The 13,829-nt window shown below is 67.1% G+C and carries 13 protein-coding genes; 12 read left to right on the top strand and 1 reads right to left on the bottom strand.

Features of this window, described 5'->3' with window-relative positions:
- The 7 genes from lnt to rfbC all read left to right on the top strand — a co-directional run.
- Nucleotides 1-908: apolipoprotein N-acyltransferase (lnt, locus tag JHD82_RS23325; RefSeq protein ID WP_199139042.1), on the top strand; the 908-nt coding region annotated here is incomplete at its 5' end.
- Nucleotides 909-1,086: 178 nt separating this feature from the next.
- Entirely contained in the window at nt 1,087-1,611 is a 525-nt protein-coding gene (gene fabA, locus JHD82_RS23320) for a bifunctional 3-hydroxydecanoyl-ACP dehydratase/trans-2-decenoyl-ACP isomerase (RefSeq protein ID WP_012203203.1), read from the top strand.
- Nucleotides 1,608-2,831: a beta-ketoacyl-ACP synthase I gene (gene fabB, locus JHD82_RS23315; RefSeq protein WP_141830424.1), complete on the top strand. Its 1,224-nt coding sequence runs from the start codon at nt 1,608-1,610 to the stop codon at nt 2,829-2,831. The genes fabA and fabB overlap by 4 nt, the downstream gene beginning before the upstream one ends.
- A 164-nt stretch (nt 2,832-2,995) precedes the next feature.
- Nucleotides 2,996-4,066 (top strand): dTDP-glucose 4,6-dehydratase, encoded by a 1,071-nt coding sequence (gene rfbB / locus JHD82_RS23310; protein ID WP_012203205.1) that lies wholly within the window; start codon nt 2,996-2,998, stop codon nt 4,064-4,066.
- The gene (rfbD, locus tag JHD82_RS23305; protein ID WP_199139040.1) at nt 4,063-4,965 is read left to right on the top strand and encodes a dTDP-4-dehydrorhamnose reductase; all 903 of its coding nucleotides are present in this window, start codon (nt 4,063-4,065) and stop codon (nt 4,963-4,965) included. Before rfbB ends, rfbD begins: the two co-directional genes overlap by 4 nt.
- Nucleotides 4,966-5,006: 41 nt before the next feature.
- On the top strand, nt 5,007-5,897 hold the full coding sequence (gene rfbA / locus JHD82_RS23300; protein WP_012203207.1) for a glucose-1-phosphate thymidylyltransferase RfbA: 891 nt from the start codon (nt 5,007-5,009) through the stop codon (nt 5,895-5,897).
- Entirely contained in the window at nt 5,894-6,442 is a 549-nt protein-coding gene (rfbC, locus tag JHD82_RS23295; protein ID WP_199139039.1) for a dTDP-4-dehydrorhamnose 3,5-epimerase, read from the top strand. The genes rfbA and rfbC overlap by 4 nt, the downstream gene beginning before the upstream one ends.
- Nucleotides 6,443-6,448: 6 nt before the next feature.
- On the opposite strand, the gene JHD82_RS23290 is transcribed toward rfbC, so the two are convergent.
- Entirely contained in the window at nt 6,449-7,330 is an 882-nt protein-coding gene (locus tag JHD82_RS23290; protein ID WP_199139037.1) for a LysR substrate-binding domain-containing protein, read from the bottom strand.
- Nucleotides 7,331-7,540: 210 nt separating this feature from the next.
- Between JHD82_RS23290 and JHD82_RS23285 the strand changes: the two genes are divergently transcribed.
- The 5 genes from JHD82_RS23285 (at nt 7,541) to JHD82_RS23265 (ending at nt 13,820) form a co-directional block, all read left to right on the top strand.
- Nucleotides 7,541-8,992: an NCS1 family nucleobase:cation symporter-1 gene (locus tag JHD82_RS23285; protein ID WP_065345363.1), complete on the top strand. Its 1,452-nt coding sequence runs from the start codon at nt 7,541-7,543 to the stop codon at nt 8,990-8,992.
- A gap of 10 nt (nt 8,993-9,002) precedes the next feature.
- Nucleotides 9,003-9,752, top strand: a complete 750-nt coding sequence (locus tag JHD82_RS23280; RefSeq protein ID WP_097203770.1) for a GntR family transcriptional regulator — start codon at nt 9,003-9,005, stop codon at nt 9,750-9,752.
- A gap of 161 nt (nt 9,753-9,913) precedes the next feature.
- Nucleotides 9,914-10,957 (top strand): putative 2-aminoethylphosphonate ABC transporter substrate-binding protein, encoded by a 1,044-nt coding sequence (locus JHD82_RS23275; protein WP_199139035.1) that lies wholly within the window; start codon nt 9,914-9,916, stop codon nt 10,955-10,957.
- 14 nt (nt 10,958-10,971) lie between these two features.
- Entirely contained in the window at nt 10,972-12,045 is a 1,074-nt protein-coding gene (locus JHD82_RS23270; protein WP_123694153.1) for an ABC transporter ATP-binding protein, read from the top strand.
- Nucleotides 12,042-13,820, top strand: a complete 1,779-nt coding sequence (locus JHD82_RS23265) for a putative 2-aminoethylphosphonate ABC transporter permease subunit (RefSeq protein WP_199139033.1) — start codon at nt 12,042-12,044, stop codon at nt 13,818-13,820. The genes JHD82_RS23270 and JHD82_RS23265 overlap by 4 nt, the downstream gene beginning before the upstream one ends.
- Nucleotides 13,821-13,829: the final 9 nt, after the last annotated feature.

Here is a 13,829-nt window from a genome sequence, read left to right as displayed (position 1 = left end):
TCAATGCACCGTCGGCCGAACGGCCGGCGCTGAGCGTGGCCTTGCTGCAGGGCAATATCCCGCAGGATGAGAAGTTCGAGGCCGGCAGCGGCATTCCGCTGGCGCTGGGCTGGTACGGGCGCGAGCTGCGCGCTGCCACCGCGCAACTGGTCGTGGCCCCTGAGACGGCCGTACCCCTGCTGCCCCAGCAACTGCCCGAGGAATACCTGGACCTGCTGCGCGAACCGTATCTGAAGAAGGACGGCCGGCAGGCAGCGCTGCTGGGCATTCCCCTGGGGTCGGAAGAGGCCGGCTACACGAACTCGGTCGTGGGCTGGCAGCGCGGCCAGATCCAGGACTACCAATACGACAAGCACCATCTGGTGCCCTTCGGGGAGTTCATCCCGCCGCTGTTTCGCTGGTTCACGCAGATGATGAACATACCGCTGGGCGACTTCAACCGCGGCGCGCTGGGCCAGCCCTCCATGGCCTGGGCCGGCGAGCGTCTGTCGCCCAACATCTGTTATGAGGATTTGTTTGGCGAGGAGCTGGGCGCGCATTTTGGCAACGCGGCGACGGCGCCGACGGTGCTGGTGAATTTCAGCAACATCGGATGGTTTGGCGACAGCGTGGCCATCGACCAGCATCTGGCCATCAGCCGCATGCGCGCGCTGGAATTCGAGCGCCCCATGCTGCGCGCCACCAACACCGGCGCCACGGTTGCCATCGATCACCGGGGTGTGGTCACGCAGGCGCTGGTGCCTTACGAGCGCGCCGTGCTGCAGGCCAGCGTGCAGGGGCGCGAGGCCTTGACGCCATTCGCGCGCTGGGTGCACGCGGCAGGACTGGTGCCGCTGTGCCTGGCTGCCTTGGCGGTGCTGACGGTGGCGTGGATCAGGCGCCGCAAGCGGCCGGTCCAGGGGCTGTAGCCAAGGCCCGCGACCTGGGTCGGCGTGGCTTTTGTGGCAGAGTTTTGATGCGGCCTCGGGGTTTTGTTGCAGTCTGGCAACGTTCAACCCCGATAATGCGCGGCTGCATGGTCCGCTGCGGGCCGCACCCATTCAGAGATAGAGGTGGCGTCAGTGCCGCCGTGGAGCAAGTTAGACAATGGCCGATTCTTTTTCGTATGAGCAACTGATCGCTTCGGGCGAAGGCAAGCTGTTTTCCGCAGACAGCGGACGTCTTCCCCTGCCTCCCATGTTGATGTTCGACCGCATCACGCACATCGACACCGATGGTGGCGCCCACGGCCTGGGCAAGATCGTCGCCGAACTCGATATCAAGCCTGATCTCTGGTTCTTCGATTGCCATTTCCGGGGCGATCCCGTCATGCCCGGCTGCCTGGGCCTGGACGCCATGTGGCAGTTGATCGGCTTTTACCTGACCTGGCTGCGCCTTCCCGGCCGTGGCCGCGCCCTGGGCGCCGGCGAGGTCAAGTTCACGGGCGAAGTGGGTCCTGACGTCAAGCTGGTGACCTACGAAATCAACATCAAGCGCGTGATCAAGCGCAAGCTCAACATGGCCATCGGCGATGCACGCCTTCTGGCCGATGGCAAGGAAATCTACGTGGCCAATGACCTGCGCGTGGGTCTGTTCCTGCGCGAGGGTGAAGGCCAGGGAACGGCAGCATGACCAAACGTCGCGTAGTCATCACCGGCGCGGGCATTGTCTCGTGCATCGGCAACGACCTCGATACCGTGGAGACCTCGCTGCGCGAGGGCCGCACGGGCATCAAGGCCATGCCGAAGTTCACCGAACTGGGCATGCGCAGCCAGGTGGCCGGTGTGCCGGAGATCGACGTCGAGGCACGGATCGATCGCAAGCAGCTGCGCTTCATGGGCGATGCGGCAGCCTATGCGCAGATCGCGCTGGAAGATGCCATCGCCCAGGCCGGCCTCACGCCCGAGCAGGTCAGCCATCCGCGCACGGGCCTGATCATGGGCTCGGGCGGCGGCTCGCCGGCCAACCAGATCGAGGCGGCCGACACATTGCGCGAGAAGGGCATTCGCCGCGTCGGTCCCTATCAGGTCACGCGCTGCATGAGCTCCACGGTGTCGGCCTGCCTGGCGACCAATTTCAAGGTCAAGGGCATCAACTACTCCATCACCTCGGCCTGCTCCACCTCGGCGCACTGCATCGGTGCTGCGGCACAGCAGATTGCCTGGGGCATGCAGGACGTGATGTTTGCCGGTGGCGGCGAAGAGCTGTCCTGGGGCATGGCCCTGCTGTTCGACGGCATGGGTGCCATGTCCAGCAAGCACAACGACCAGCCCGAAAAGGCTTCGCGCGCCTATGACGCCAACCGCGACGGTTTCGTGATCGCAGGCGGAGGCGGTGCCGTGGTGCTGGAAAGCCTGGAGCACGCCCAGGCCCGGGGCGCGAACATCCTGGCCGAAGTCGTGGGCTTTGGCGCCACCAGCGATGGCGAGGACATGGTCGCGCCCTCGGGCGACGGAGCCATCGCCTGCATGCAGCAGGCCCTTGAAGGCATCGAAGGCGGCGTGGACTACATCAACACCCACGGCACCTCCACGCCCGTGGGCGACATGCAGGAAGTGCGTGCCATGCGCGCGCTGTTCGGCGACCAGGTGCCGCCGTTCTCCTCCACCAAGTCGCTGACCGGCCACTCGCTGGGCGCGACCGGCGTGCAGGAAGCCATCTACTGCATGATCATGATGAACAAGGGCTTCATCGCAGGCTCGGTCAACGTGGACACGCCCGATCCGGCACTGGGCGACATGCCCCTGGTCACCCGCACGCGCGATGCGCGACTGAACACCGTGCTGTCCAACAGCTTCGGCTTCGGTGGAACGAACGCCTCGCTGGTGCTGCGCCGCTGGCAGGGCCAGTGAACACGCCCTGGTGTGTAAAAGGCGTGTCCTGAAGGAAAAAGCCCGCCTCCTGCGGGCTTTTTTACTGGTGAGCGCCGACAATGCCCAGGCCGGGCGGGAGGCTGCACCCCATGCTGCTGCCGGATCCCCGCCCCAGGAACAATGAAATTTTGCAAGGTTGAACCATGATTCTTGTCACAGGCGGCGCTGGCTTCATCGGCGCCAATTTCGTGCTGGACTGGCTGGCTGCCGGCGATGAGCCGGTGCTCAACGTGGACAAGCTCACCTACGCCGGCAACCTCAAAAGCCTGGAGAGCCTGCAAGGCGATGCGCGCCATGTCTTCGTGCAGGCCGACATCGGCGACGGCCAGACCCTGGCCCGTCTGCTGGCCGAGCACAGGCCGCGCGCCGTGGTCAACTTCGCGGCCGAGAGCCATGTGGACCGCTCCATCCATGGCCCCGAGGACTTCATCCAGACCAACGTGGTCGGCACCTTCCGCCTGCTCGAAGCGGTGCGTGGCTACTGGAGCGCGCTGGATGCCGAGGCCAAGGCGGCCTTCCGCTTCCTGCATGTGTCCACCGACGAGGTCTACGGCAGCCTGGCGCCTGCGGCACCGGCCTTCACCGAAGACCACCTCTACGAGCCCAACAGCCCGTACTCGGCCAGCAAGGCCGCCAGCGACCACCTGGTGCGCGCCTGGCACCACACCTACGGCCTGCCCGTGCTGACGACCAACTGCAGCAACAACTACGGCCCGCTGCATTTCCCCGAGAAGCTGATCCCGCTGATGATCGTCAACGCCCTGGCCGGCAAGCCTTTGCCCATCTATGGCGACGGCATGCAGGTGCGCGACTGGCTCTATGTGCGCGACCACTGCAGCGCCATCCGCCGCGTGCTGGAGGCCGGCAGGCTGGGTGACACCTACAACGTGGGCGGCTGGAACGAGAAGCCCAACGTCGAGATCGTGAACACCGTCTGCGCGCTGCTCGACGAGCTGCGTCCCAAGGCCGATGGCACCAGCTACAGCGCACAGATCACCTATGTGAAGGACCGCCCCGGCCATGACCGGCGCTATGCCATCGACGCGCGCAAGCTCGAACGCGAACTGGGCTGGAAGCCTGCCGAGACCTTCGAGACCGGCATCCGCAAGACCGTGCAGTGGTACCTGGACAACCCCGAATGGGTGGCCGATGTGCAGTCCGGCGCCTACCGCGAATGGGTCAGCCGCCAGTACACCGACGGAGCCGGCGCATGAAGCTGCTGCTGCTGGGCCGCAATGGCCAGGTGGGCTGGGAGCTGCAGCGCAGCCTGGCGCCACTGGGCGAACTGATTGCGCTGGACCGCCAGGGCGACGCCGGTGGCCAGGGCCTGTGCGGCGATCTCTCGCACCTCGATGAGCTTGCACGCACCGTGCGCGCTCTGCGTCCCGATGTCATCGTCAATGCCGCAGCCCACACGGCCGTGGACAAGGCCGAAAGCGAGCCTGACCAGGCGCGGCTGCTCAACGCGCTCGCACCCCAGGTGCTGGCCCGCGAGGCGGTGCAGACCGGTGCGCTGCTGGTGCACTACAGCACGGACTACGTCTTCGACGGCAGCGGCAGCGCCGCGCGCACGGAGACCGAGGCCACGGCGCCGCTGTCCGTCTATGGCAGCAGCAAGCTCGAAGGCGAGCAACTGATCCAGGCTTCGGGCTGCCGCCACCTGATCTTTCGCACCAGCTGGGTCTATGCGGCGCGCGGCGGCAACTTCGCCAAGACCATGCTGCGCCTGGCCCAGGAGCGTGAGGCACTGAGCGTGATCGACGACCAATGGGGCGCACCGACGGGCGCGGACCTCATCGCCGACGTCACGGCCCACGCCATTCGCCAGCTGCAGCGCCAACCCGGCGACCAGGGCCTGTACCACCTGGTGGCCGGTGGCGAGACCACCTGGCATGCCTACGCCAGCCATGTGATCGCCAAGGCGCGCGAACTCGCGCCCGAACGCCCCTGGAAGGTGCAGCGCATAGCTGCCGTGCCCACCAGCGCCTTTCCCACCCCGGCGCAGCGTCCGCACAATTCCCGCCTGAACACCGACCGGCTGCAGCAGACCTTCGGCCTGCGCCTGCCGCACTGGCAGGCCGGCGTGGACCGCATGCTGCAGGAAATCATCTGAGCGTGGCTGCGCGCTTCAGCAAGAACCCCAGGATCCAGGACATGAACCAGACACGCAAAGGCATCATCCTCGCGGGCGGCTCCGGCACCCGCCTGCACCCGGCCACGCTGGCCATCAGCAAGCAACTGCTGCCGGTCTACGACAAGCCCATGATCTACTACCCGCTGAGCGCCCTCATGCTCGCGGGCATCCGCGAAATCCTCGTGATCAGCACCCCGCAGGACACGCCGCGCTTCGAGCAATTGCTGGGCGACGGCTCGCAGTGGGGCCTGAAGCTGGAGTACGCCGTCCAGCCCAGCCCGGATGGCCTGGCCCAGGCCTTTTTGATCGCCGAAGACTTTCTGGCCGGCGCCCCCAGCGCCCTGGTGCTGGGCGACAACATCTACTACGGTCACGATTTCCCCCGCCTGCTCGAACGCGCTGACGCGCGCAGCGAAGGCGCCACGGTGTTTGCCTACCATGTGCAGGACCCGGAACGCTATGGCGTGGCCGAGTTCGATGCCCAGGGCCGGGTTCTTTCCCTGGAGGAAAAGCCCAAGCAGCCCAGGAGCAACTACGCGGTCACGGGCCTGTATTTCTACGACAACCAGGTGGTGGAACTGGCCAAGTCCATCAAGCCCTCGGCGCGCGGCGAGCTGGAAATCACCGACCTCAACCGCCTGTACCTGGACAAGGGCCAGCTCAATGTGGAGCTCATGGGTCGTGGCTACGCCTGGTTGGATACGGGCACGCACGACAGCCTGCTGGAAGCCGGCCAGTTCATCGCCACCTTGCAGCAGCGCCAGGGCCTGAAGGTGTCATGCCCCGAGGAGATCGCCTTCCGCCAGGGCTGGATAGACCGTGCCCAGCTCGAGACGCTGGGCCAGGCCTTGGCCAAGAATGGCTACGGCCAGTACCTGCTGCAGATCCTCAAGGAAAAGGTGCACGCATGAAGGCAACACCCCTGGCCATCCCCGAGGTGATGCTGATCGAGCCCAAGGTGTTTGGTGACGATCGCGGCTTCTTCCTCGAAAGCTTCAACCAGCAGGCCTTCAACCAGGCCACGGGCACGGACCACCAGTTCGTGCAGGACAACCACAGCCGCAGCAAGAAGGGCGTGTTGCGCGGCCTGCACTACCAGCTGCCGCCCCATGCCCAGGGCAAGCTGGTGCGCGTGGTGCGCGGCGCCGTGTTCGACGTGGCCGTGGACATCCGCAAGGGCTCGCCGACCTTCGGCCAATGGGTGGGCGCCGAGCTGACGGAAGACAACCACCGCCAGCTGTGGGTGCCCCCAGGCTTTGCCCACGGCTTCGTGGTGCTCAGCGACAGCGCCGACTTCCTCTACAAGGCCACGGCCTTCTACGCTCCCCAGGCCGATCGCGGCATTGCCTGGAATGACCCGGCCATCGGCGTGCAATGGCCGCAGCTCGATGTGGAGATGTCGCTGTCGGACAAGGATCTCAAGCAGCCGCTGCTGGCGGATGCCGAGCTGGCCTGAGCCGGTTCACATCTGGTCCGGCAGTACCCCGCCCGGCACGGCTTCCTCCAGAAAGCCGGCGATCAGCCGGGCCTGGCGGCGTTCGCGCAGGCAGTACAGGTATTCGGGCAGGCGCGGCACGGGGCCTGCGAAGGACAGGACGACGATGTCGGGGTGGGCCGAGGCTTCATGCCGGGCGAAGACGCTGATGCCCATGTCGCGGATCACGGCCTCGCGGATGGCTTCGCGGCTGGCGATTTCCATGATGTGGCGCGGTGCCAGGCCGGCGGCGGCCAGCATCTGTTCGGTGAGCTGGCGCGTCATGGAGCCGCGCTCGCGCAGGATCAGCGTGTCGTGCACCAGATCGGACGCCTGCACCATGGTGCGCTGCGCCAGCCGGTGGCTGCGGTGCACCAGCAGCGCCAGCGGGTCCTGGCCCAGCTCCACGCGCAGCAGGCGCGGATCACCTTCCAGGTGCGATGAGGTTGCCAGGTCCACCTGGTAGTCCACCAGCGCCTGCACCATCTGGCGCGAGTTGCCGCCCACGATGGCAACTTCCACCCGCTCGAAGCGCCGCTGGTAGCGCTTGACGATGTCCAGCACGTAGTAGGGCGCCGTCGCGCCTATGCGCAGCTGGCCCTGGCTGGCATCGCCCGAATGGCGCAGCGCCGACTCCAGCTGGATGGTCTGCAGCAGCAATTGCTCGACCTGGGGCAGCAGGCGCAAGCCGGCATCGGTGATGGAAAGCCGTCCGCCCTGGCGATGGAACAGCTCCACGCCGTAGTGCTCTTCCAGCGCGCGGATCTGGGTGGTCACGGTGGGCTGGCTCAGTGCGAGCTGGCGCGCGGCTTGCGTGATGCTGCCAAGGCGGGCGACCCAGAAAAAGGACTTGAGCTGCGTGACGAACATGGCGGGATTGGAGGCAGGGGGGCGGCTCCATATTTCACCATGTCGCCGCAGCCTGAAGGCCTGCGGTGGCCGGGTATGTCCCGGGAAAAAACTCCTGCGCCCAAAGGCACACTTCTTGCATACCAGTTTGCGTGCCAATTTGTGTGCCAGCTGATCATGGTTTTCGGCTGGTCTTGTGTCAGTGATTACTCGTGGTCAAGGAGCGCATCAATGGACATCCGCAACCCCTCGCCAGGTCTCTACAACGAAGATCTGGCACCCACCAGGGACCGCCGCTGGGGCGCCTTCAGCATCTTCAACGTCTGGACTTCGGACGTGCACAGCCTCTGGGGCTACTACCTGGCGGCCAGCCTGTTTCTGCTGTGCGGCAGCTTCGTCAATTTTCTGATCGCCATCGGCATCAGCTCCCTGGTCATCTTCTTTCTGATGAACCTGGTGGGCTATGCGGGTGAGAAGACCGGCGTGCCCTATCCGGTGCTGGCGCGTGCCTCGTTCGGTGTCTGGGGGGCGAATCTGGCGGCGCTTGTGCGCGCCGTCGTGGCCTGCTTCTGGTATGGCGCGCAGACGGCGGCCGCCTCGGGCGCCATGGTGGCGCTGCTGGTGCGCAATGACGCCCTGCTGTCCTTCCACCAGACCACGCACTGGCTGGGCCATTCGGGGCTGGAGGTGATCTGCTACGTGGTCATCTGGGCCTTGCAGCTGCTGATCATCCAAAGGGGCATGGAGACCGTGCGGCGATTCCAGGACTGGGCCGGGCCTGCCGTGTGGATCGCCATGCTGGTGCTGGCCATCGGCCTGTGCGTGAAGGCCGGCGGCTTCAGCTTCGACCACGGCATTCCCATGGATGTGCTGCTGGACAAAACCAAGGATGCGGGGGTGAGCGGCGCGCCGGGCAGCTTCTGGGCGCTGATGGCCGTGGGCGCGACCTGGATCACCTACTTTGCGGCGCTGTACCTGAACTTCTGCGACTTCTCGCGCTATGCGAAGAACAAGGAGGCGGTCGCCAAGGGCAACCTCTGGGGCCTGCCCGTGAACCTGATCGCGTTCTCGCTGGTGGCCGGCATCACCACGATTGCGGCCTTCAAGGTCTATGGCGAGGTGCTGCTGCACCCCGAGCAGATCTCGGCCAAGTTCGACAGCTGGGTGCTGGCCCTGCTGGCCGCCGTCACCTTTGCCGTGGCCACGCTGGGCATCAACGTGGTGGCCAACTTCGTCTCGGCGGCCTTCGATATTTCCAACGTGTTTCCCAAGCGCATCGACTTCAAGCGCGGCGGATACATCGCCGCACTGATCGCCCTGGCTCTCTACCCCTTTGCACCATGGGAGGGCGGCGCTGCCCACTTCGTGAACGCCATCGGCGCCACCATGGGGCCGCTGCTGGGCATCATCCTGGTGGACTACTACCTGGTGGCCAAGGGCAACATCAACGTGGCCGCGCTGTATGACGAGCATGGCGAATACCGCTACGAGGGCGGCTGGAACGTCAACGCGCTGATCGCCACCGGCATCGGCAGCGTGTTCTCCACCATCCTGCCCAACTTCACCAGCCTGCTGCCGGTCTGGTGGGGCACCTACGGCTGGTTCTTCGGCGTGCTGATCGGCGGCAGCGTGTACTGGGTGATGGCCACGCTGCGCCCGCGCCGCATTCCGGCCGCGGCCTGAGGAGGCTGCCATGTCCGAGCCACAGGATGTGCCGGCCACCGGGCCGGCCTTGATCGCCGAGCGCGTGATGCGCTCCATCGTCGAGCGCAAGCTGCGCCCTGGCGAACGCCTGGGCGAAAAGGAACTGGCCGAGGTCTTCGGCGTAAGCCGCACCATGGTGCGCGAGGCGCTGATGCAGCTGCAGGCGCGCGGCTTCGTCGAGGTGCGCTCGCGCCAGGGCTGGTACGTGGTCGAGCCCTCGTTCGAGGAAGCCCAGGAAACCTATGCCGCGCGCCGCGTGCTGGAGTCCGGCATGCTGCGCGACGCGGGCCGGCCGCTGCAGGCGGCCATACGCACGCTGCGCGAGCATGTGGCACAGGAGCGCGGCGCCATCGCCGAGGCCGACAACGCCGGCCAGCGCAGCGTGCTGCTGGCCGACTTCCACGTCTGCCTGGCCGAGCAGATGGGCAACCGCTTTCTCACGGCCATGATGGCCGACCTCTCGGCGCGCACCACCCTGGTGTCTGCGCTGTACCAGTCGCAGACCGAGGCCCAGCACTCCAATGCCGACCACGAGGCCATCGTCGATGCGCTGGCGGCCGGCGACATGGCGCGCGCCGAGCAACTGATGCGCGAGCACATCGACGCGCTGGCCGCGCGGCTGGATGAGAACCTTGCCCACCGCGCGCGCCTGCAGGACCGGCTGCTGGATGCGCTGCAGCCCCAGGCGGCCCAGGCCGCCCAGGCAACGCGCACAGGCAGGGGCAAGCCGCGCGGCTGAAGAGACGGGGTGGGCGATGGGGGGGCACCCAAATCCGCCAATACCCGCTTCGCCAAATTTCCGTTGTGTGACACGGGCGTTTCACCTGCGCTTCCTAAAGTGGGTGTCAGAGGTGGTGAACCTGCCACCTGTCCACGAACCCACAACGGAACTGCCACGCCATGCGCCACACCCTTGCCTCCCTGGGCCGCCGCCTCGCCATTGCCTCTGCGGCGCTGACCGTCGCCTCCTTCGCATCCCTGGCCCACGCGGCCAAGACCGAGCTGCTGGTCTACAGCGCGCTGGAAGCCGACCAGATCAAGGCCTACAAGAGCGGCTTCGAGAAGACCCATCCCGAGATCGAGCTCAAGTTCGTGCGTGACAGCACGGGCATCATCACGGCCCGCCTGCTGGCCGAGAAGGCCAATCCCCAGGCCGACGTGATCTGGGGCGTGGCCGCCACCTCGCTGATGCTGCTGGACAAGCAGGGCATGCTCCAGCCCTACGCGCCCAAGGGCCTGGACAAGGTGCGCGCCAACATGCGCGATCCGCGCGCCCAGCCGACCTGGGTGGGCATGGACCTGTGGTCCTCGGCCATCTGCTTCAACACCGTGGAAGCCGGCAAGCGCAAGCTGCCGGTGCCCGCCAGCTGGGCCGACCTGGTCAGGCCCGAGTTCAAGGGCACGATCACCATGCCCCACCCGGCCTCCAGCGGCACGGGCTACCTGATGGTCGCTGCCTGGCTGCAGATCATGGGCGAGGAAAAGGGCTGGGCCTACATGGACGGTCTGCACCAGAACATGGGCGTGTACACGCACAGCGGCTCCAAGCCCTGCCGCCAGGCGGGGGCCGGCGAGTTTCCCGTGGGCCTGAGCTTCGAGTACCGCGCCAGCAAGACCAAGAAGGACGGTGCGCCCATCGACATCGTCTTCCCGCAGGAAGGCCTGGGCTGGGACGTGGAGGCCACGGCCATCCTCAAGACCAGCAAAAAGCAGGAAGCCGCCAAGGCGCTGGCCGACTGGGCCGTCACGCCAGAGGCCAACAAGCTGTACGCCGCCAACTTCGCCGTGCTGGCCTTGCCCGAGGCGCAGGAGAAGCTGGAGTTCATTCCCGCCGATCTGGAAAAGCGGTTGGCGAAGAACGATTTCAACTGGGCCGCCGATAACCGCGACCGCATCCTGGCCGAGTGGAGCCGCCGCTACGAAGCCAAGGCAGAGAAAAAGTAAGCCGGAGCCACGCCATGCTGCGCATAGACCATATCGCCAAGCGCTACCGCGAGCAGCAGGTGCTGCGCGGCATTGACCTGAATGTGGAGGCGGGCGAGTTCGTCAGTCTGCTCGGCCCTTCGGGCTGCGGCAAGACCACGCTGCTGCGCATCGTCTGCGGCATCGACATGCCTGACGAGGGCAGGGTGCTGTTCCAGGGCGATGACATCACGCGCTGGCCAGCCGCACGCCGTGGCTTTGGCGTGGTGTTCCAGAGCTATGCGCTGTTTCCCAATCTCACGGCCGCGCAGAACGTGGCCTTCGGGCTGAACGGGCAGCCTGCGGCGCAGGCGCGCGAGCGTGTGGCCGAGATGCTGTCCCTGGTGGGCCTGGGCGCGCAGGCCCAGCGCTACCCCGCCCAGCTGTCGGGCGGCCAGCAGCAGCGCGTGGCGCTGGCCCGTGCGCTGGCGCCCCGGCCGCGCCTGCTGCTGCTCGACGAGCCGCTGTCCGCGCTCGATGCCCAGGTGCGCACCGAGCTGCGCAGCGAGATCCGCCAGCTGCAGCGCCAGCTGGGCATTGCCTCCATCATGGTCACGCACGACCAGGAAGAGGCCTTGTCCATGGCCGACCGCGTGGTGCTCATGCACCAGGGCCGCATCGAGCAGCAGGGCTCGCCCGAGCAGCTCTATGCCCGGCCCGTGAGCCAGTTCGCGGCCGGCTTCGTGGGCCGCATGAACCTGCTGCCGGCCACGGCCGAATCGGCGGACCAGGTGCGCATCGGCGAGGCCAGCCTGCGCTGCGCGCTGGCCGGTTTCGAGCCTGGCGCTGCCCTGCTGGTGGGCGTGCGGCCCGAGAGCGTGGTGCTGCACCCGGCCCAGCCCACGGCATTGGCCAACCTGTTCCGCGCCCGCGTGGTGGAGACCTCCTTCCTGGGATCGATGGCCCTGGTGCGCCTGTTCAGCCCCACGCTGCAATGCCAGGTTGACGCCCAGTGGCCCCTGCGCCACGACGTGGGCCTGCCCGACTGGCTGCAGGGCGAGGTGCTGATGGAGCTGCCCGCCGCCGCGCTGCAGCCGCTGGCGGCGCCCGACGTGAGGAAGGCCGCATGAGCGCGCATCCCATGGACACGGCCATTTCCGTGCCCGTCCCCGTCCCCGTGCCGGTGGACCGCTCCGCTCCCGCCCGCCGCAGCGTGCCTGCAGGGCCCGTGCGTCCGCGGGGGCGCAGCGCAGGCTGGGAGCGCTGGTGGCTGGGCGCCCTGGTGCTGGGCGCACTGGCCTGGCTGCTGGCCACCATCGCCCTGCCGGTCGCCAGCCTGCTGGGCAGGAGTTTCTGGGACGATGCGGGCCGCTTCACGGGCCTGGCCCAGTTCATCACCTATGCGCGCATGCCGGGCGTGGCGCAATCGCTGTTCAACAGCCTGTGGCTGTCGGCCGTGAGCAGCACGGTCTGCGTGCTGCTGGCCTATGTCTACGCCTATGGCGTGGTGCGCAGCTGCATGCCGCTGGCGCGCTGGTTCCGGGGCCTGGCCCTGGTGCCGCTGCTGGCGCCTTCGCTGCTCATGGCCATCAGCCTGATCTACCTGTTCGGCAGCCAGGGCCTGCTCAAGGGCTGGCTGCAGGGGGGCTCGGCCTACGGGCCCTTCGGCATCATCGTGGGCTCGGTGCTCTGGACCTTTCCGCATGCGCTGATGATCCTGTGCACCACGCTGGCCTCGGGCGATGCGCGCCTGTACGAGGCGGCCGCCACGCTGGGCGCCAGCCGCTGGCGCAGCTTCCGCCAGGTCACGCTGCCGGCCAGCCGCTACGGGCTGATGATTTCGTGGATCGTGGTCTTCGTGCTCGTGGTGACCGACTTCGGCGTGCCCAAGGTCATTGGCGGCAACACGGCCATGCTGGCCACCGATATCTACAAGCAGGTCATAGGCCAGCAAAAGCTGTCCATGGGTGCCGTGGTGGCCATGCTGCTGCTGGTGCCGGCCGGCCTGGCCTTTGCGGCAGAGCGCCATTTGCGTGCGCGCCAGGCGGCGACCATGGGCGTGCGCTCCGTGCCGCTGGTGCCCCAGCCCCATGCGCCGCTGGACCGCGCGCTGCTTGCGTACTGCGCGCTGGTGGCGCTGGCGCTGCTGGCCGTCATGGGTACGGCCGTGCTGGCCTCCCTGGTCAGCTACTGGCCCTACAACCTCACGCTGACGTTCAAGAACTACCGCTTCGACATGATGGACGGCGGCGGCTGGGCCAGCTATGGCAACTCGCTGTCCATGGCGCTGGCCACGGCGGTGGTGGGGGCGGTGCTGAGTTTTGTGACCGCCTACCTGGTGGCCAAGCCCCAGCGCTGGGCACGCACGCGCCAGTGGCTGCATGCCGTGGCCACGCTGCCCATGGCCGTGCCGGGGCTGGCGCTGGGCCTGGGCTACATCCTGTTCTTCAATGCCCAGGGCAATCCGCTGCACTTCCTGTACGGCAGCATGGCCATCCTGGTGCTGTGTTCGGTGGCGCATTTCTTCTCGGTGGCGCACATCACGCAACTGGCCGCGCTGCAGCAGCTCGATGCCGAATACGAGCGCGTGGCCGATTCCCTGGGCGTGGCCTTCTGGACGCTGCTGTGGCGCGTGCACCTGCCGGTGTGCATGCCCGTAGTGATGCAGGTGGCCGGTTACTTCTTCGTCAACGCCATGACCACGGTGTCGGCCGTGGTGTTCCTCTACTCGCCCGAGACCACGCTGGCCTCGGTGGCGGTGCTGGCCATGGACGACGCGGGCGACACCGCGCCCGCCGCCGCCATGGCCACGCTGATCTTTGCCACCGCCGCCACGGGGCGGCTGCTGATCGCGGCGCTGGATGCCTGGGTGCAGCGGCGCACGCAGCGCTGGCGCCAGCGCTGATTCCTTCTC

The sequence above is a fragment of the Delftia sp. ASV31 genome (assembly GCF_016428765.1).
Lineage (GTDB): Bacteria > Pseudomonadota > Gammaproteobacteria > Burkholderiales > Burkholderiaceae_C > Comamonas > Comamonas acidovorans.
This window is presented reverse-complemented; position numbering and strand designations above follow the sequence as displayed.

Excerpts from the sequence above, each read along its gene's own strand:
- fabA (WP_012203203.1), top strand. The coding sequence starts at position 1,087 with ATGGCCGATTCTTTTTCGTATGAGCAACTGATCGCTTCGGGCGAAGGC.
- fabB (WP_141830424.1), top strand. The coding sequence starts at position 1,608 with ATGACCAAACGTCGCGTAGTCATCACCGGCGCGGGCATTGTCTCGTGC.
- rfbB (WP_012203205.1), top strand. The coding sequence starts at position 2,996 with ATGATTCTTGTCACAGGCGGCGCTGGCTTCATCGGCGCCAATTTCGTG.
- rfbD (WP_199139040.1), top strand. The coding sequence starts at position 4,063 with ATGAAGCTGCTGCTGCTGGGCCGCAATGGCCAGGTGGGCTGGGAGCTG.
- rfbA (WP_012203207.1), top strand. The coding sequence starts at position 5,007 with ATGAACCAGACACGCAAAGGCATCATCCTCGCGGGCGGCTCCGGCACC.
- rfbC (WP_199139039.1), top strand. The coding sequence starts at position 5,894 with ATGAAGGCAACACCCCTGGCCATCCCCGAGGTGATGCTGATCGAGCCC.
- JHD82_RS23290 (WP_199139037.1), bottom strand. The coding sequence starts at position 7,330 with ATGTTCGTCACGCAGCTCAAGTCCTTTTTCTGGGTCGCCCGCCTTGGC.
- JHD82_RS23285 (WP_065345363.1), top strand. The coding sequence starts at position 7,541 with ATGGACATCCGCAACCCCTCGCCAGGTCTCTACAACGAAGATCTGGCA.
- JHD82_RS23280 (WP_097203770.1), top strand. The coding sequence starts at position 9,003 with ATGTCCGAGCCACAGGATGTGCCGGCCACCGGGCCGGCCTTGATCGCC.
- JHD82_RS23275 (WP_199139035.1), top strand. The coding sequence starts at position 9,914 with ATGCGCCACACCCTTGCCTCCCTGGGCCGCCGCCTCGCCATTGCCTCT.
- JHD82_RS23270 (WP_123694153.1), top strand. The coding sequence starts at position 10,972 with ATGCTGCGCATAGACCATATCGCCAAGCGCTACCGCGAGCAGCAGGTG.
- JHD82_RS23265 (WP_199139033.1), top strand. The coding sequence starts at position 12,042 with ATGAGCGCGCATCCCATGGACACGGCCATTTCCGTGCCCGTCCCCGTC.